This is a genomic window from Pseudomonas sp. B7, from assembly GCF_016735645.1.
In the GTDB taxonomy this organism is placed as follows: Bacteria; Pseudomonadota; Gammaproteobacteria; order Pseudomonadales; family Pseudomonadaceae; genus Aquipseudomonas; species Aquipseudomonas glycinae.
The window spans coordinates 316,105-332,686 of sequence record NZ_JAERRE010000007.1; the positions used below are offsets into that span (position 1 = coordinate 316,105).

The 16,582-nt window shown below is 63.0% G+C and carries 14 protein-coding genes; 10 read left to right on the plus strand and 4 right to left on the minus strand.

What is annotated here, in order from left to right; all coding sequences use genetic code 11:
• From pepP to gcvP, 9 genes are all read left to right on the plus strand, one after another.
• The gene (gene pepP, locus JKA62_RS17925; RefSeq protein ID WP_201818849.1) at positions 1 to 1,335 is read left to right on the plus strand and encodes a Xaa-Pro aminopeptidase; all 1,335 of its coding nucleotides are present in this window, start codon (positions 1 to 3) and stop codon (positions 1,333 to 1,335) included.
• On the plus strand, positions 1,332 to 2,519 hold the full coding sequence (gene ubiH / locus JKA62_RS17930; RefSeq protein ID WP_011336470.1) for a 2-octaprenyl-6-methoxyphenyl hydroxylase: 1,188 nt from the start codon (positions 1,332 to 1,334) through the stop codon (positions 2,517 to 2,519). The genes pepP and ubiH overlap by 4 nt, the downstream gene beginning before the upstream one ends.
• Positions 2,512 to 2,997, plus strand: a complete 486-nt coding sequence (locus JKA62_RS17935; protein WP_201818850.1) for a DUF4442 domain-containing protein — start codon at positions 2,512 to 2,514, stop codon at positions 2,995 to 2,997. The genes ubiH and JKA62_RS17935 overlap by 8 nt, the downstream gene beginning before the upstream one ends.
• Positions 2,998 to 3,006: 9 nt before the next feature.
• A complete protein-coding gene (locus tag JKA62_RS17940; RefSeq protein ID WP_201818879.1) occupies positions 3,007 to 4,224 on the plus strand; it encodes a 2-octaprenyl-3-methyl-6-methoxy-1,4-benzoquinol hydroxylase in 1,218 nt (405 codons plus the stop codon).
• A gap of 107 nt (positions 4,225 to 4,331) precedes the next feature.
• Complete coding sequence (locus JKA62_RS17945; protein WP_201818852.1) at positions 4,332 to 5,336, plus strand: extracellular solute-binding protein; 1,005 nt, start codon at positions 4,332 to 4,334, stop codon at positions 5,334 to 5,336.
• Between the two features lie 171 nt (positions 5,337 to 5,507).
• Positions 5,508 to 7,124, plus strand: a complete 1,617-nt coding sequence (locus JKA62_RS17950) for an ABC transporter permease (protein WP_201818853.1) — start codon at positions 5,508 to 5,510, stop codon at positions 7,122 to 7,124.
• Positions 7,125 to 7,281: 157 nt separating this feature from the next.
• Positions 7,282 to 8,364 carry a glycine cleavage system aminomethyltransferase GcvT gene (gene gcvT / locus JKA62_RS17955; RefSeq protein WP_011336465.1) on the plus strand — a complete coding sequence of 361 codons (1,083 nt, stop codon included), beginning with the start codon at positions 7,282 to 7,284 and terminating at the stop codon, positions 8,362 to 8,364.
• A gap of 49 nt (positions 8,365 to 8,413) precedes the next feature.
• Complete coding sequence (gene gcvH / locus JKA62_RS17960) at positions 8,414 to 8,797, plus strand: glycine cleavage system protein GcvH (RefSeq protein WP_085689882.1); 384 nt, start codon at positions 8,414 to 8,416, stop codon at positions 8,795 to 8,797.
• Between the two features lie 134 nt (positions 8,798 to 8,931).
• Positions 8,932 to 11,805 (plus strand): aminomethyl-transferring glycine dehydrogenase, encoded by a 2,874-nt coding sequence (gene gcvP, locus JKA62_RS17965; protein WP_201818854.1) that lies wholly within the window; start codon positions 8,932 to 8,934, stop codon positions 11,803 to 11,805.
• Between the two features lie 55 nt (positions 11,806 to 11,860).
• Here gcvP and JKA62_RS17970 read toward each other — a convergent pair whose 3' ends face one another.
• From JKA62_RS17970 to JKA62_RS17980, 3 genes are all read right to left on the minus strand, one after another.
• Positions 11,861 to 12,178 carry a DUF2388 domain-containing protein gene (locus tag JKA62_RS17970; protein WP_007951791.1) on the minus strand — a complete coding sequence of 106 codons (318 nt, stop codon included), beginning with the start codon at positions 12,176 to 12,178 and terminating at the stop codon, positions 11,861 to 11,863.
• A gap of 69 nt (positions 12,179 to 12,247) precedes the next feature.
• Positions 12,248 to 14,032 (minus strand): GspE/PulE family protein, encoded by a 1,785-nt coding sequence (locus tag JKA62_RS17975; protein WP_201818855.1) that lies wholly within the window; start codon positions 14,030 to 14,032, stop codon positions 12,248 to 12,250.
• Positions 14,033 to 14,122: 90 nt separating this feature from the next.
• Positions 14,123 to 14,461 carry a hypothetical protein gene (locus tag JKA62_RS17980; protein ID WP_201818856.1) on the minus strand — a complete coding sequence of 113 codons (339 nt, stop codon included), beginning with the start codon at positions 14,459 to 14,461 and terminating at the stop codon, positions 14,123 to 14,125.
• A 126-nt stretch (positions 14,462 to 14,587) separates the two neighbouring features.
• On the opposite strand from JKA62_RS17980, the gene JKA62_RS17985 reads away from it, so the two are divergent.
• Positions 14,588 to 15,058 (plus strand): Lrp/AsnC family transcriptional regulator, encoded by a 471-nt coding sequence (locus JKA62_RS17985; protein ID WP_011336460.1) that lies wholly within the window; start codon positions 14,588 to 14,590, stop codon positions 15,056 to 15,058.
• A 39-nt stretch (positions 15,059 to 15,097) separates the two neighbouring features.
• Here the strand turns inward: JKA62_RS17985 and JKA62_RS17990 are convergent, their stop codons facing one another.
• Positions 15,098 to 16,468, minus strand: a complete 1,371-nt coding sequence (locus JKA62_RS17990; RefSeq protein WP_129972269.1) for a CYTH domain-containing protein — start codon at positions 16,466 to 16,468, stop codon at positions 15,098 to 15,100.
• Between the last annotated feature and the right edge of the window lie 114 nt (positions 16,469 to 16,582).

Sequence of the window (16,582 nt, forward strand, 5' to 3'; positions counted from 1 at the left end):
ATGATCCATATCCCGAAAGCGGAATACGCCCGGCGCCGCAAGGCGCTGATGGCGCAGATGGAACCCAACAGCATCGCGATCCTGCCTGCCGCCGCGGTCGCCATTCGCAACCGCGACGTCGAGCATGTCTATCGCCAGGACAGCGACTTCCAGTACCTCAGCGGTTTCCCCGAGCCACAGGCGGTCATCGTCCTGATGCCCGGTCGCGAACACGGCGAGTACGTGCTGTTCTGCCGTGAACGCAACGCCGACCGCGAACTCTGGGACGGCCTGCGCGCCGGCCAGGAAGGTGCGATCCGCGATTTCGGCGCCGATGACGCTTTCCCCATCACCGACATCGACGACATTCTGCCGGGCCTGATCGAAGGCCGCGACCGGGTGTATTCGGCCATGGGCAGCAACCCGGAATTCGACCGCCACCTGATGGACTGGATCAACGTGATCCGCTCCAAGGCGCACCTCGGCGCCCAGCCGCCGAACGAATTCGTTGCCCTGGATCACCTGCTGCACGACATGCGCCTGTATAAATCGGCGGCAGAAGTGAAGGTGATGCGCGAAGCGGCGCGGATTTCCGCCCAGGCCCACATCCGGGCGATGCAGGCCAGTCGTGCCGGGTTGTACGAGTACAGCCTCGAAGCCGAACTGGATTACGAGTTTCGCAAGGGTGGGGCGAAGATGCCGGCCTATGGCTCGATCGTCGCTGCCGGGCGCAACAGCTGCATCCTGCATTACCAGCAAAATGACGCACTGCTCAAGGACGGCGATCTGGTGCTGATCGACGCCGGTTGCGAAATCGACTGCTACGCCAGCGACATCACCCGCACCTGGCCGGTCAACGGCAAGTTCTCCGCCGAGCAGAAAGCGATCTACGAATTGGTGTTGGCCTCGCAGGAAGCGGCATTCGCCGAAATTGCTCCGAACAAGCACTGGAACCAGGCGCACGAAGCCACGGTTCGGGTCATCACCGCCGGGCTGGTGAAGCTGGGGTTGTTGCAGGGCGAAGTCGACGAATTGATCGCTACCGAGGCCTACAAGGCGTTTTATATGCACCGCGCCGGTCACTGGCTGGGCATGGATGTGCATGACGTCGGCGAATACAAGGTCGGCGGCGAATGGCGGGTGCTGGAAGTCGGCATGGCGCTGACCGTGGAGCCGGGCATCTACATCGCCCCGGACAATCAGAACGTAGCGAAGAAATGGCGCGGCATTGGCGTGCGCATCGAGGATGACGTGGTAGTGACCAAGAGCGGTTGTGAAATCCTGACCGGCGGCGTGCCGAAAACCGTCGCCGAGATCGAAGCCCTGATGGCGCAAGCACGGACCTGCGCGGCATGAGTCGGGTCAATCTGGCAATCATCGGTGGCGGTCTGGTCGGCGCCAGTCTGGCGTTGGCCTTGCAGGCCGGGGCCAAGGCCCGTGGCTGGAAGATCGTGCTGATCGAACCGTTCGCCCCCGGTGACACCTGGCAGCCAAGCTACGACGCGCGTTCTTCGGCGCTGTCCTTCGGCTCGCGGCAGATTTATCAGCGGCTGGGCGTGTGGCAGGAAATCTCCCGTCGCGCCGAGCCGATCAAGCAGATTCACGTGTCCGACCGTGGACGCTTTTCCACCGCTCGCCTGTCGGCGATGGAAGAGGGCGTCCCGGCGCTCGGTTACGTGGTGGAAAACGCCTGGCTCGGCCAGTGCCTGTGGCAGCACCTCGACAAAGACGTGATCAGCTGGCGCTGCCCGGCGGAAGTCAGCCGCATGGAACCGTTGCCCGACGGCTATCGCCTGACCCTCAATGACGAGACCACGGTCGAGTGCGATCTGGCGGTGCTCGCCGATGGCGGTCGTTCCGGTCTGCGCGAGCAACTGGGCATCAACGTACGCAAGCGTCCGTATAACCAGAGCGCGCTGATCGCCAACATCACGCCGAGCGAAGCGCACAACGGCATGGCCTTCGAGCGCTTCACCGACGAAGGTCCGATGGCGCTGCTGCCGCTGCCGGAAAACCGCTGCGCGCTGGTCTGGACCCGTCTGGGCATGGACGCGCAACGGCTGGCCGACCTGAGCGAACGAGATTTCCTCAGCGAGCTACAAGGCGTGTTCGGTTACCGTCTTGGCACTCTGAAGCAGGTCGGCGCGCGGCATCTGTATCCGCTGTCGCTGGTGGAAGCCGAAGAGCAGGTGCGCTCGCATCTGGCCGTGCTCGGCAACGCCGCCCACAGCTTGCACCCGATTGCCGGGCAGGGTTTCAACCTGTCCCTGCGCGATGCCGATGCGTTGGCCGCCGCGTTGCTGGCCAGCGACAAACCGCTGGGGGATTTTGCGACCTTGCAGGCCTATCGCGAGCGTCAGCGTCTCGATCAGGACCTCACCGTCGGTTTCTCCGATCAGGTTACGCGCCTGTTCGGCAGCACCCAGCCGCTGGTGTCGCTGGGGCGCAACATCGGCCTGCTCGGCCTCGATCTGCTGCCGCCGGCCAAACGCTGGTTCGCCCGTCAGGCCATGGGGCTGGGGACGCGGCCGGATGCGTGAGTGGCTGATCAGACGGTTTGGCAAGGCGCGGCTGATGCGCTGGATCATGACGCTCTACCCGCCGTACTTCGGCGCCGGTGTCCGGGTGCAGCACATCAGCGATGACTTTCGTGACATCCAGGTCTCGATGGGCCTGGGCTGGTACAACCGCAATTACGTCGGCACCCAGTTCGGCGGCAGTCTGTATTCGATGGTCGATCCGTTCTTCATGTTGATGCTTATGGAAAACCTCGGCTCGAAGTACATCGTCTGGGACAAGGCCGCCGACATTGATTTCCTATCGCCGGGCAAAGGCCCGGTGTTTGCCAGGTTCAACATCGACGACACCCTGCTCGACGAGATTCGTCGGCAGACCGCCAGTGGCGAGAAATACCTGCCGCAGTTGCAGGTCGACATTCATGACGGCGCCGGCAACCTGGTGGCGCGCGTCGGTAAAACCCTTTACGTGCGGCTCAAGCCGCCAGCGAGACAGGCTTAAAGCATGGAAATGCGCGCGGATGTGCTGATTGTCGGAGCCGGAATGGTCGGCAGTGCCCTGGCGCTGGCGTTGCAGGGCAGCGGGCTGGAAGTCCTGCTGCTCGACGGCAGCCCGTTGAGCGTCAAACCCTTCAAGGGCGACGCACCGTTCGAGCCACGGGTGAGCGCACTGTCGGCGGCCAGCCAGCGAATCCTCGATCGCCTCGGCGTGTGGGACGGCATCGTCAATCGACGCACCAGCCCTTACACCGACATGCACGTCTGGGACGGCAGCGGCACCGGGCAGATCCACTTCTCGGCCAGCAGTGTGCACGCCGATGTGCTTGGGCATATTGTTGAAAACCGCGTGGTCCAGGATGCCTTGCTCGAGCGTCTGCACGATTGCGACCTGGGCCTGCTGGCCAACGCGCGGCTGGAGCAGATGCGTCGTTCCGGTGACGACTGGCTGCTGACCCTGGCCGATGGTCGCACCTTGCGCGCGCCGCTGGTGATTGCGGCGGACGGCGCCAACTCTGCCGTGCGCCGTCTGACCGGTGTCGCCACTCGCGAGTGGGATTACCTGCATCACGCCATCGTCACCAGCGTGCGCAGCAGCAAACCGCACCGCATGACCGCGTGGCAGCGTTTCACCGATCACGGGCCGCTGGCGTTTCTGCCGCTGGAGCGTGACGGTCAGCAGGACTGGTGCTCGATCGTCTGGTCTACCACGCCGAGCGAAGCCGAACGACTGATGGCGCTGGAGGAAGCGGACTTCTGCCGTGAGCTGGAGCGCGCGTTCGAAGGTTGCCTCGGCGAGGTCATCAGCGCCGACCCGCGCCTGTGTGTGCCGCTGCGTCAGCGTCACGCCAAGCGCTACGTGGCCGAAGGCCTGGCGCTGATCGGTGATGCCGCACACACCATTCACCCATTGGCGGGGCAGGGTGTGAACCTGGGTTTCCTCGACGCCGCGGTGCTGGCCGAAGTGTTGTTGCAGGCCAACGAACGCGGCGAACGCCTGGCTGACGTGAAAGTCCTGAGCCGCTACGAGCGTCGGCGTATGCCGCACAACCTGGCACTGATGGCGGCGATGGAAGGCTTCGAGCGGTTGTTCCAGGCTGACCCGCTGCCGCTGCGCTGGCTGCGCAACACCGGGCTGAAAATCGTCGAGCAGATGCCCGAGGCCAAGGCGCTGTTCGTGCGTGAAGCATTGGGGCTGACCGGGGACTTGCCGGCCCTGGCCAAGGCCTGACGACTGTCGTGCAACATCTGGTAACTCCTTGGGAAAGTGATCGATTGAGCTGGTAAATGTGAGTCCTTATCATTTGGGCCACTTTTCCCGACCGAGAGACCGCTCCCATGTTGGCATCCAAGCGTGTTCTGATCGCACTGGCCCTGACCCTGATCGGCAGCACTGCCGCCCAGGCCGCCGACGAGGTGGTGGTCTACTCCTCGCGTATCGATGAACTGATCAAACCGGTGTTCGATGCCTACACCGCCAAGACCGGGGTGAAGATCAAGTTCATCACCGACAAGGAAGCGCCGCTGATGCAGCGGATCAAGGCCGAAGGCGAGAACGCCACCGCCGACCTGCTGCTGACCGTCGATGCCGGTAACCTCTGGCAGGCCGAGCAGATGGGCATTCTCCAGCCGTTCACTTCGAAAACCATCGACGCCAACATTCCCCTGCAATATCGCTCGTCCAGCCACGCCTGGACCGGACTGAGCCTGCGCGCACGGACCATCGCCTATTCCACCGAACGGGTGAAGCCGGGCGAGCTGACGACCTACGAAGCATTGGCCGACAAGAACTGGGAAGGCCGCCTGTGCCTGCGCACGGCGAAGAAGGTCTACAACCAGTCGCTGACCGCCACCATGATCGAAGTGCATGGCGCCGAGAAGACCGAGCAGATCCTCAAGGGCTGGGTCAACAACCTGTCCACCGACGTGTTCTCCGACGACGTCGCGGTGCTGGAAGCGATCAACGCCGGCCAGTGCGATGTCGGCATCGTCAACACTTATTACTACGGCCGCCTGCACAAGCAGAAGCCGGACCTGCCGGTAAAACTGTTCTGGCCGAATCAGGCGGATCGTGGTGTACACGTCAACCTGTCGGGCATCGGCCTGACCAAACATGCGCCGCACCCGGAAGCGGCCAAGGCGCTGGTGGAGTGGATGACCACGCCTGAAGCGCAGAAGATCTTTGCCGATGTGAACCAGGAGTTCCCGGCGAATCCAGCGGTGAAGCCTTCGGAAGAAGTGGCGGCGTGGGGGCAGTTCGTAGCCGATACATTGCCGGTTGAAGTGGCGGGCAAGCGTCAGGCTGAAGCGATCCGGATGATGGATCGGGCGGGTTGGAATTGAGTCTTTCCTGACAGCAATGTTTGATCGTTCCCACGTCGAGGCGTCGAACCGTCTGCGTGGGAATGCAGTCCCCGACGCTCTGCGTCGCATCATCGACAGCGTGACGCGGAGCGTCACAGAATGTGTGCCCACGCAAAACGTGGGCACAATCATTTGAACGAGACTGTTTCCTTGGCCCACCCCGCCCAACGCCGCTGGTACCCCATCGTCTTCGCCATCGCCGCGTTGGTGCTGCTCCCCCTCAGCGTGCTCCTGCTCTCATGGCAAACCATCGACCACCAGATCTGGTCGCACCTGTGGGAAACCCAGATGCCACGCCTGCTGGGCAACACACTGACGCTGGTTTTCGGCGTCGGCGTCGGTGTGACACTGATCGGCGTAAGCCTCGCCTGGCTCACCAGCCTCTGCGAATTCCCCGGCCGCCGCTGGCTCGACTGGGCGCTGATGCTGCCGTTCGCAATCCCGGCCTACGTGCTGGCGTTCGTGTTCGTCGGCCTGCTGGATTTCGCAGGCCCGGTACAAACCCTGCTGCGAGAATGGTTCGGCACCGGCCTACGCCTGCCGCGAGTGCGCTCCACCGGTGGCGTGATTCTGGTGTTGGTGCTGGTGTTTTATCCCTATGTCTACCTGTTGGCGCGTACTGCGTTCCTGGCTCAGGGCAAGGGCCTGATGGAAGCCGCGCGAGTGCTCGGCCAGTCACCGTGGCAGGCGTTCTGGCGTGTGGCATTGCCGATGGCGCGGCCCGCCATCGGTGCCGGCGTGGCGCTGGCGTTGATGGAAACCCTGGCGGATTTCGGTGCGGTGTCGGTGTTCAACTTCGACACCTTCACCACCGCGATCTACAAGACCTGGTACGGCTTCTTCAGCCTGCCAAGCGCCGCGCAACTGGCCAGCCTGTTGCTGCTGGTGGTGATGCTGGTGCTGTACGGCGAACGTCGCGCGCGCGGCGCCAATCGGGCAAGTAATGAACGGCCACGGGTCAAGGCGCTGTATCACCTGCGCGGGCCCAAGGCCTGGGCAGCGACAGGTTGGTGCGGTCTGGTGTTCGCCTGTGCGTTTGTCATTCCGGTGCTGCAACTGATGGTGTGGTTCTGGCAGCGCGGGCGATTCGATCTGGATGAACGCTATGCGGGGCTGATTCTCCATACGCTCTATCTGGGCGGCATGGCGGCGCTGATCACGGTCAGCGTGGCGATGTTGCTGGCATTCGCCCGGCGTCTGGCGCCCACCCGGGCGATCAACTCCGCAGTTGGTCTGGCCAATCTCGGTTATGCCTTGCCGGGTTCGGTGCTGGCGGTGTCGATCATGCTCGCGTTCAGTTATCTGGACCGGGAGCTGGTGATTCCGCTGTCCGGCTGGCTCGGCGGTGCGGGCAAACCGTTGCTGCTGGGCAGTCTGGCGGCGCTGCTGCTGGCGTATCTGGTGCGTTTCGTGGCGGTGGCCTATGGGCCGCTGGAAAGCAGTCTGGCGCGTATACGGCCCTCTTTGCCTGAAGCGGCACGTAGCCTGGGTGTCAGTGGGCCGCGACTGTTTTTCAAAGTGTATCTGCCGTTGCTGCTGCCCGGCACGCTCAGCGCCGCCTTGCTGGTGTTCGTCGATGTGCTCAAGGAAATGCCCGCGACCTTGCTGATGCGCCCGTTTGGCTGGGACACACTGGCGGTGCGGATCTTCGAAATGACCAGCGAAGGCGAATGGGCGAGGGCGTCGTTGCCGGCGTTGACCCTGGTGCTGGTCGGTCTGTTGCCGGTCATCGGACTTATTCGCCGTTCGGCGCATCGAAACACTTAGTCGTCAGTCCTGAATCATGCGGCTACAATGCGCGGCATTCGGTGCGGTCCGTCTGACAGACCCTGTCGCTGAAATCGGCTGAAAGCCCTTTTTTACAGGGTTTTCCGAACCGTGCAGCAGCGCTCCGCACCTTCGCCACGCCCGGAAGGAGAAACCCATGGGACAGCGTACGCCTCTGTATGACCTGCATCTCGCCCTCGGCGCGAAGATGGTCGATTTTGGCGGTTGGGACATGCCCCTGCATTACGGCTCGCAGGTCGAGGAGCACCACGAGGTGCGTCGCGATTGCGGGGTGTTCGATGTTTCCCACATGACCGTGATCGATGTCACCGGCCCCCAGGCCAAGGCCTGGCTTCAGCATTTGCTGGCCAATGACGTCGAACGCCTGCACAGCCCCGGCCGTGCGTTGTACAGCACCATGCTCAACGAGCGCGGCGGTATCGTCGACGACATGATCGTCTACCGCCTTGAGGACGGTTATCGTCTGGTGGTCAACGCCTCCACCCGCGATCAGGACCTGGCCTGGATGCAGGCACAATTGGGCAGCTTCGATGTTCAGATGACCGAACGCTCCGAGCTGGCGATGCTCGCCATTCAAGGTCCCCATGCCCGGCACAGGATTGCCGAGCTGGTGACCCAGTCCCGCGCCAACCTGATCCAGATGCTCAAGCCTTTCGAAGGCCACGTCGACGGCGACTGGTTCATTGCGCGCACCGGCTACACCGGTGAGGACGGTCTGGAAATCGCCCTGCCGGCCGATCAGGCCCCCGGATTCTTCAACGATCTGGTGGGCGCCGGCATTTCCCCCATCGGCCTCGGTGCCCGCGACACGCTGCGGGTCGAGGCCGGCATGAATCTCTACGGTCAGGACATCCACCAGGACGTTTCGCCTCTGGCCTCGAACATGGCCTGGAGCATCGCCTGGGAGCCGGCCACGCGTCGGTTCATCGGTCGCGATGCGCTGGAGGCGGAAAAAACCGCCGGCGTGCAGCACAAACTGGTCGGCCTGGTGCTTGAAGAGCGCGGGGTTTTGCGGGCCCATCAGGTGGTTCGTATCGCTGATGTTGGCGAAGGGGAGATCACCAGTGGTAGTTTCTCTCCTACGCTTAGCAAGTCGATTGCCCTGGCGCGTGTACCGATGGCGACTGCCGACCGCGCCGAAGTGGAAATCCGTGGCAAGTGGTATCCGGTACGCGTGGTCAAACCGACCTTTGTCCGTCACGGCAAAACCTTGATCTAAACCTTTTCCGGCGGGCACGACCGCTGACAATTTCTTGAGGACACCGAGCATGAGCAACATCCCAGCTGAACTGCGTTTTGCCGAAAGTCATGAATGGGCGCGTCTGGAAGCCGACGGCACCGTCACCGTGGGCATCAGCGATCACGCCCAGGAAGCGTTGGGTGATGTGGTGTTTGTCGAGCTGGCAGAAGTGGGCAAGGTGTTCGCCGCCGGTGATGCCGCCGGTGTCGTCGAGTCGGTCAAGGCCGCTTCCGACATCTACTCCCCGGTCGGTGGCGAAGTGATCGCCGTCAACGAAGACCTGGCCGGTTCGCCGGAAGAACTGAACAACGATCCGTACGCCGCATGGATCTTCAAGCTCAAGCCAAGCGACAAGGCCGAGCTGGACAAGCTGCTCGACGCTGCCGCCTACAAGGCTGCCATCGGCGAATAAGCTGCAGGCGAGCCCCCAAAGCCCCGACCCGTCGGGGCTTTTTTCTGCCCGGGACTTTTGCCGTCGGGGTGGCTGCTATGCTGGTTTGACCGTGTTGCATTGACGCCGAGCCGCCAGCCAAGAGAGAGCCCGTCATGTCCCAGTTGCCATCCCTGAGCCAGTTACGCGATCCCCATGCCTTTCTGCGCCGCCACCTCGGGCCCGATGCCGCCGAGCAGCAGGCGATGCTCGACAGCCTCGGCCTCGGCAGCCGGGTCGAGCTGATCGAACAGACCGTGCCGCCGGGCATTCGCCTCAACCGCGAGCTGGACCTGCCGCCGGCGCTGGACGAACAGGCAGCGCTGGCCAGACTGCGCGGTTATGCCGAACAGAACCAGGTCTGGACCAGCCTGATCGGCATGGGCTACCACGGCACCCTGACGCCGACCGTCATCCTGCGCAACGTGCTGGAAAATCCCGGCTGGTACACCGCCTACACGCCTTACCAACCGGAAATCGCCCAAGGCCGGCTCGAAGCGTTGCTCAACTTTCAGCAACTGACCATCGACCTCACCGGCCTTGAACTGGCCAACGCTTCGCTGCTCGATGAAGCCACCGCCGCGGCGGAAGCCATGGCCTTGGCCAAACGTGTGGCAAAGTCGAAAAGCAATCTGTTCTTCGTCGACGAAAACTGTCATCCACAAACCATTTCCGTGGTGCAGACCCGCGCCGAAGGCTTCGGCTTCGAGCTGATCGTCGACGCTGTGGATAACTTGAAGCAGCACCAGGTGTTCGGCGCGCTGCTGCAATACCCCGACACCCACGGCGAGATCCGCGACCTGCGGCCGCTGATCGATCACCTGCACGCGCAACAGGCGCTGGCCTGCGTGGCGGCCGATCTGCTCAGTCTGTTGCTGCTGACCCCGCCGGGCGAACTGGGTGCCGACGTGGTGTTCGGTTCATCCCAGCGCTTCGGTGTACCGATGGGTTACGGCGGCCCGCACGCGGCGTTTTTCGCCAGTCGCGAGGAGTACAAACGGGCGATTCCCGGGCGGATCATCGGCGTGTCGAAAGATGCTCGCGGCAACGTCGCGCTGCGCATGGCCCTGCAAACTCGCGAGCAGCACATTCGTCGGGAGAAGGCCAATTCGAACATCTGCACAGCTCAAGTGTTGCTGGCCAATATCGCCAGTTTCTATGCGGTCTATCACGGCCCGGAAGGGCTGAAACGAATCGCCCAGCGGGTGCACCGGTTGACCTGCATTCTCGCCGCCGGGCTCGAACGCCATGGCATCCAGCGCCTCAACCAACACTTCTTCGACACCCTCACGCTGGACGTGGGCGGGGCACAAACCGCGATCATCGAAAGCGCCCAGGCCGCGCAGATCAACCTGCGCATCCTCGGTCGTGGCCAACTGGGTCTGAGCCTCGACGAGGCCTGTGATGAAAACACCGTGGCCAGACTGTTCGATGTGCTGCTGGGCGCCGATCACGGGTTGAGCATCGATGATCTCGACGCCGAAACGCTGGCCTCCGGCATTCCCGAAATGCTGCAACGCAGCACGTCGTACCTGCGCCACCCGGTGTTCAACGCCCACCACAGCGAAACCGAGATGCTGCGCTACCTCAAGCAACTGGAGAACAAGGATCTGGCGCTCAACCAGTCGATGATCCCTCTGGGCTCCTGCACCATGAAACTCAACGCCACCAGCGAGATGATCCCGATCACCTGGCCGCAATTCGCCAATCTGCACCCGTTCGTACCCCGGGAGCAGGCCGTCGGTTACACGCTGATGATCGAGGAGCTGGAGCGCTGGCTGTGCGCAATCACCGGGTTCGATGCGATCTGCATGCAGCCCAACTCCGGCGCCCAGGGCGAGTACGCCGGGCTGCTGGCGATCCGCAAATACCACGAGAGTCGCCAGCAGGGCGGGCGGGATATCTGCCTGATCCCTTCTTCGGCCCACGGCACCAACCCGGCCTCGGCACAGATGGCCGGGATGCGCGTGGTGATTGTCGAGTGTGACGACGCTGGCAATGTCGATCTGGAGGACTTGAAAGCCAAGGCATCCGAGGCCGGGGCCAAGCTGTCGTGCCTGATGGCGACCTACCCGTCGACCCACGGCGTGTACGAGGAAGGCATCAGCGAAATCTGCGAAGTTATCCACAAGCACGGCGGCCAGGTGTACATGGACGGCGCCAACCTCAATGCCCAGGTCGGGCTGGCGCGGCCGGCGGACATCGGCGCCGACGTGTCACACATGAACCTGCACAAGACCTTCTGCATTCCCCACGGCGGAGGCGGGCCGGGCATGGGGCCGATTGGCGTGCGTGCGCATCTGGCGCCGTTCGTTGCCAACCATCCGGTGGTCCCGATCGACGGGCCGCAACCGCAGAACGGAGCGGTCAGCGCCGCGCCATGGGGCAGTGCGAGCATTTTGCCGATCAGCTGGATGTACATCGCGATGATGGGGCCGCAACTGGCGGATGCCAGTGAAGTGGCGATCCTCGCGGCGAATTACCTGGCGCAGCACCTGTCCGGTGCTTTCCCCGTTCTGTATACCGGTCGCAATGAGCGGGTCGCCCACGAATGCATTCTGGATCTGCGCCCGCTCAAGGCTGCCACTGGTATCAGCGAGGAGGACGTCGCCAAGCGCCTGATGGATTACGGCTTCCACGCGCCGACCATGTCGTTCCCGGTGCCGGGCACCTTGATGGTCGAGCCGACCGAGAGCGAGTCCAAGGCCGAACTCGATCGCTTCATCGGCGCGATGCTAAGCATCCGCGCAGAAATCACCGAGGTGCAGAACGGCAACTGGCCGGCCGAGGACAACCCGCTCAAACGGGCACCGCATACCCTGGCCGATATCACCGGCGTGTGGGAGCGGCCGTACAGCATCGAGCAGGGCATCACGCCGGATGCGCACACCAAGGCGCACAAATATTGGCCGGCAGTGAATCGGGTCGATAACGTCTATGGCGACCGCAACCTGTTCTGCGCCTGTGTGCCGGTGGACGATTACCGTTGATCAGCGGACAAAAAAATGCCGCTCGTGTGAGCGGCATTTTTGTCTGTCCGGAAGGTTATTCCGACGCCACGGCGTTCTTCGCCAGAATCGCGTTCGCCAGTTCCATGTCGGTGGCCTGCAGGCCGGGGTTGTCGGCGCGGACTTTCTGCATCGCGGCTTCCAGGTACGGGCCACGGATACCGCCGTCGCTGGCGACGAAGCTGCCGGCATCGTCCTGGGCGGCAACGATCAGTTTGTGATCCTTGAAGGTCAGGTAGGTCGAGCCGGTGGTGGCACCGGACGAAATGACGTTACGCCAAAAGCTGTCGGCCATTGCCGAACCGACGGGCAGAGACAGCAGGGCAAGGGTGGCGACAGCAAGTTTGAGACGCATGTTGGGTGACTCCACTGGTGTTGAATAACCGGTTGGATCGCCGTTTCCCCGATCCGGTTCCGTGAGCACTTATTTCTGCTCGCTCTGTGGTGTCACCCGCAGCACTTCCTCAAGCGTCGTCAGCCCGGCCGCGACTTTCTGCGCGCCGGACAAGCGCAGGCTGCGCATGCCTTCCTTGAACGCCTGCCGGCGGATCGCGGTGAGATCGGTGTCGGGGCTGATCAAGGCCTTGAGGCTGTCGCTCAGTTGCATGATTTCGTAGACCCCGGCACGCCCGTGATAACCGGTGTCGCGGCACTCCAGGCAACCGATGGCCCGTTGCGCATTGCCCGGCAGCGGCGCCTGCCACGGCCGGGTCAGGGTTTGCCAGTCTTCTTCGTCCAGCGTCAGCGGCGCCTTGCAGTGCGGGCAAAGGGTTCGCACCAGTCGTTGCGCCATCACACCGAGCACGGTGGCCTTGATCAGGTAATGCGGCACGCCGAGTTCCAGCAGGCGGCTGATGGCGCTCGGCGCGTCGTTGGTGTGCAGGGTCGAGAGCACCAGGTGCCCGGTCAGCGCCGCCTGGATCGCCATTTCGGCCGTTTCCAGATCGCGGATTTCGCCGATCATGATGATGTCCGGGTCCTGCCGCATCAGCGCACGCACGCCGGCGGCGAAGGTCAGGTCGATGTTGTGCTGGACCTGCATCTGGTTGAAGGCCGGCTCGACCATCTCGATCGGGTCCTCAATGGTGCAGAGGTTGACCTCCGGGGTCGCCAGTTTTTTCAGCGTGGTGTACAGCGTGGTGGTCTTGCCGGAACCGGTCGGCCCGGTGACCAGGATGATACCGTTGGGCTGGCGGGTCATGTCCTGCCAGCGCCGCAGGTCGTCGGTGGAAAACCCCAGTTGATCGAAATCCTTGAGCAGGACTTCCGGGTCGAAGATCCGCATCACCATTTTTTCGCCGAATGCGGTGGGCAGGGTCGACAGCCGCAACTCGACTTCACCGCCGTCCGGGGTCTTGGTCTTGACCCGGCCGTCCTGGGGTTTGCGTTTCTCGGCGACGTTCATCCGGCCAAGGCTTTTCAGGCGGCTGACGATGGCCATCGTCACCTGCGGCGGGAATTGATAGACGTTGTGCAGCACGCCGTCGATGCGAAAACGCACCGTGCCTTGCTCGCGCCGGGGTTCGATGTGGATATCGCTGGCCCGTTGCTGGAAGGCGTACTGGAACAGCCAGTCGACGATGTTGACGATGTGCGCGTCGTTGGCGTCGGGCTCCTGATCGCTGGCGCCGAGGTTGAGCAACTGTTCGAAGTTGCCGAGGTTGCCGCTCTGCGCATCGGCATTGCTGGCGCCGCTGACCGATTTGGCGAGACGGAAGAATTCGACGCTGAAACGCTGAATGTCCGCCGGGTTGGCCACCACCCGTTTGATCGGCAGTTTCAGGACGTGAGTCAGATCGGCCTCCCAGCCGCTGACGTAGGGCTGAGCGCTGGCCACGGTTACTGCATCGCGATCGACCGACACCGCGAGAATCTTGTGGCGCTGGGCGAAGGCATAGGACATCAGCGGCGTGATGGCGGCGACGTTGATCTTCAGCGGATCGATCCGAAGGTATGGCTGGCCGGCCTGCTGCGCCAGCCAGAGGGTCAGGCTTTCCAGGTCGAGGTGTTTGCCCGGACGGCTGAGATCCTCCAGTTGCTGGCTGGCGATGAATTCCAGCGGATGCTTCTGGCCATGGGCGGCATGCCGACGCCGGGCATTCAGCGCCTGCTCGGCCGAGTCCTGGCAGATGAAGCCTTGGGCGACCAGTTCACGCAGTACCTCATTGAGATCCAGCCAGCGATCCTGAGTGGCGAGTTGAACGGACATGCGGGCTCCTTTTGAACGACAGTGCGCAAAGGATAGTCGTGGCCCTGCCGACCGTTGGGCCACTACCCGACGAAGACGTTTCGGTTCTTGTCAGCCGGCCGCCTGCGCCGGTGCATCCCACGCCGCGTCGGGGTTTTGCAGGTCCACCGAGCAGACGCTGATCAGGTTACGAAGTTTTTCCGCGATCACCTGGGCGCGGTGCCAGCTCAGGCCACCCATGACGATGTCGATCGACAGCAGATCGTCCAGCCGCTGGACATTGACCTGCTCCGGCGTGAGGCACTGCAAGGCGAACAGGTTCAGCACCCGCACCAGCAAATCCGGCTCGGCCTCGGCCAGGATCTGGTACTGCGCGAGGCAATGCGCGTTGCTGGCGTTCCACACATCGGCACGGGGCGCAGGGGTGTTGACGGCTTCGAGGTGTGGCATGACAGGTCTCCGGAATCAGTGGAGGAATTTTTACATTCGATGCCGGGCATTTCTTGTCTAAGATGAGCCGAACAGGCGATTGAATAGGTATATCAATTCGCCGCTTGATGAATTTGAGGATTATTTATGCACAGCGATCTGGACGGCTACGACCGGCGCATTCTCGCCCTGCTGCAAGAGGACGCTTCCTTGTCCAGCGCACAGATCGCCGAGCAGGTGGGGCTGTCGCAATCGCCGTGCTGGCGGCGGATTCAGCGGATGAAGGAGGAGGGAATCATTCGGGGTCAGGTAACTTTGCTCGATCGCAAGAAAATCGGCCTGAACACGCAGATTTTCGCCGAGATCAAACTCAACGCCCATGGGCGCTCGAACTTCACTGAGTTCACCGAGGCGATTCGCGGCTTTCCCGAAGTGCTGGAGTGTTACGTGCTGATGGGGGCGGTGGATTTCCTGCTGCGGATCGTCGCGGCGGACATCGAGGCGTATGAGCGGTTCTTCTTCGAGAAGCTGTCGCTGGTGCCGGGGATTCAGGAGGTGAACTCGATTGTGGCGCTGTCGGAGATCAAGTCCACGACGAGCCTGCCGGTACTGCGCTGATGATCGTTCCCACGGATGGGAACGATCATCATGCGGGGATTACATGCGCAGCAGCATTTTCCAGGCACGGTTCTGGTACACCGCAATCGCCTGATGCTTGCGCGCATCGAGCAGTTCGTCGGTGATGGTCGGCTCGTTGGCCAGTTGCGCCAGTTTGTTCAGCTCGCCGTACAGTCGATCCATTTCCGGGATTTCCAGCACGTTGCGCGCGTGGTGCAACCAGACCTGGATGCGCTCGATGCGCGGCAGTTGCTCGGCCAGATCTTCCGGCTGCTGCTGATAGCGCTGCAATTGCAGCGAAGTGGCTTCTTCGCCCAGCAGGCGCGGCAGCCAGCTTTGCAACTGCGCGGCACCCTGGCGATTGCCACGGGTGTTGCGGTCGGCAGCCCAGGTGCGGGCCAGCAACCAGCGCGAAGCGTTCAGCGAGAACAGGCCCCAGCGCGGGTCTTCCAGCTCTTCGAGGAACTGTTCCGGCGCGGCTTTGCGCACGTCTTCGTCTTCGATGCCGACCTGTACCAGCGGACGCCAGTCTTCCAGCAGGGCGTCCAGGGCAACGCGCAGGTCGTGGGTCGACGGACGCGGTGCGGCCTGGCCGAGGCTGCTGAGCAGGGCACGCATTTCCGCGAGGTTCTCGACCCAGTCCTGCAGCAGGCGCCAGTGGCCGTTGAAGCGATACTGTTCGGCCAGACGCTGGCTGCTGCCGAGCAAGTGCCAGGCCAGGGCGGCGAAGGCGTCGTCCAGCGGGGTTTCGGCGGTGATGGCCGGCGCCGGCAGGCTCAGCGAGTAGCTGTTGGCGTCGTATAGACGATAGCCGCGCTCGGCCTTGCTGATGTCGCACGGCATCAGGGCCAGGGTTTCGGCCAGTTCGGCGGCCAGTTCCAGCAGCGCGGCAGGCTCGCCTTCGCGCAGTTCCAGTTCCAGCTCGCAGATTTCTTCTTTCTGTTTGCCGACTACCACGTGGCCCAGATCCAGCGCGGCTTCGATGACCACTTTGGTCTTGCCACGGCCCCACGCGATTTCGGCGCGTTCGCGGACGAAATCGGTGGTGAAGATCGGCTTCAGGGTTTTCTTGTCCAGCTCGGCGAGGGACTCGGGCCAGCATTCGCCGTCGAGTTTCTTCACGTCGAGCTTGGCTTTGGGCAGGTTCCAGTCGTACTCGTTACGCTCGGACAGACCGGCGACGCTCTGGCCACGGGTCTTGAGGGTCTGAATCACCTCTTCGCCGTCCTTGCGCAGGCGCAGGGCAACCTTGGCCCGGGCCAGGTCACGCTCAGGCGTGTCGAAGTACTGATTCATCAACTCACGGCGTTCCCAGCCACTTTTGTTGCGTTTTTTCAGGAGAGGGTGCTCGCGCAGGGCGGCGAGGGTTTCGCGGCTGACGCGGAGTTTGATTTCGGTTTCTTTCTGCATGGCCGGAAAATCCAGGATCGGGAGCGCAGCCGGGGGAATGTGTGGCTGCCAAGGCCGTGCAGTGTACAGGACTGAGCCTTCCTACGCTTTGCGGCGGTTTATTCTCGGCGCCGG

Bases quoted from the DNA above. Each gene is read 5' to 3' on its own strand.
- pepP (WP_201818849.1), top strand. From the start codon at position 1: ATGATCCATATCCCGAAAGCGGAATACGCCCGGCGCCGCAAGGCGCTG.
- ubiH (WP_011336470.1), top strand. From the start codon at position 1,332: ATGAGTCGGGTCAATCTGGCAATCATCGGTGGCGGTCTGGTCGGCGCC.
- JKA62_RS17935 (WP_201818850.1), top strand. From the start codon at position 2,512: ATGCGTGAGTGGCTGATCAGACGGTTTGGCAAGGCGCGGCTGATGCGC.
- JKA62_RS17940 (WP_201818879.1), top strand. From the start codon at position 3,007: ATGCGCGCGGATGTGCTGATTGTCGGAGCCGGAATGGTCGGCAGTGCC.
- JKA62_RS17945 (WP_201818852.1), top strand. From the start codon at position 4,332: ATGTTGGCATCCAAGCGTGTTCTGATCGCACTGGCCCTGACCCTGATC.
- gcvT (WP_011336465.1), top strand. From the start codon at position 7,282: ATGGGACAGCGTACGCCTCTGTATGACCTGCATCTCGCCCTCGGCGCG.
- gcvH (WP_085689882.1), top strand. From the start codon at position 8,414: ATGAGCAACATCCCAGCTGAACTGCGTTTTGCCGAAAGTCATGAATGG.
- gcvP (WP_201818854.1), top strand. From the start codon at position 8,932: ATGTCCCAGTTGCCATCCCTGAGCCAGTTACGCGATCCCCATGCCTTT.
- JKA62_RS17970 (WP_007951791.1), bottom strand. From the start codon at position 12,178: ATGCGTCTCAAACTTGCTGTCGCCACCCTTGCCCTGCTGTCTCTGCCC.
- JKA62_RS17975 (WP_201818855.1), bottom strand. From the start codon at position 14,032: ATGTCCGTTCAACTCGCCACTCAGGATCGCTGGCTGGATCTCAATGAG.
- JKA62_RS17980 (WP_201818856.1), bottom strand. From the start codon at position 14,461: ATGCCACACCTCGAAGCCGTCAACACCCCTGCGCCCCGTGCCGATGTG.
- JKA62_RS17985 (WP_011336460.1), top strand. From the start codon at position 14,588: ATGCACAGCGATCTGGACGGCTACGACCGGCGCATTCTCGCCCTGCTG.
- JKA62_RS17990 (WP_129972269.1), bottom strand. From the start codon at position 16,468: ATGCAGAAAGAAACCGAAATCAAACTCCGCGTCAGCCGCGAAACCCTC.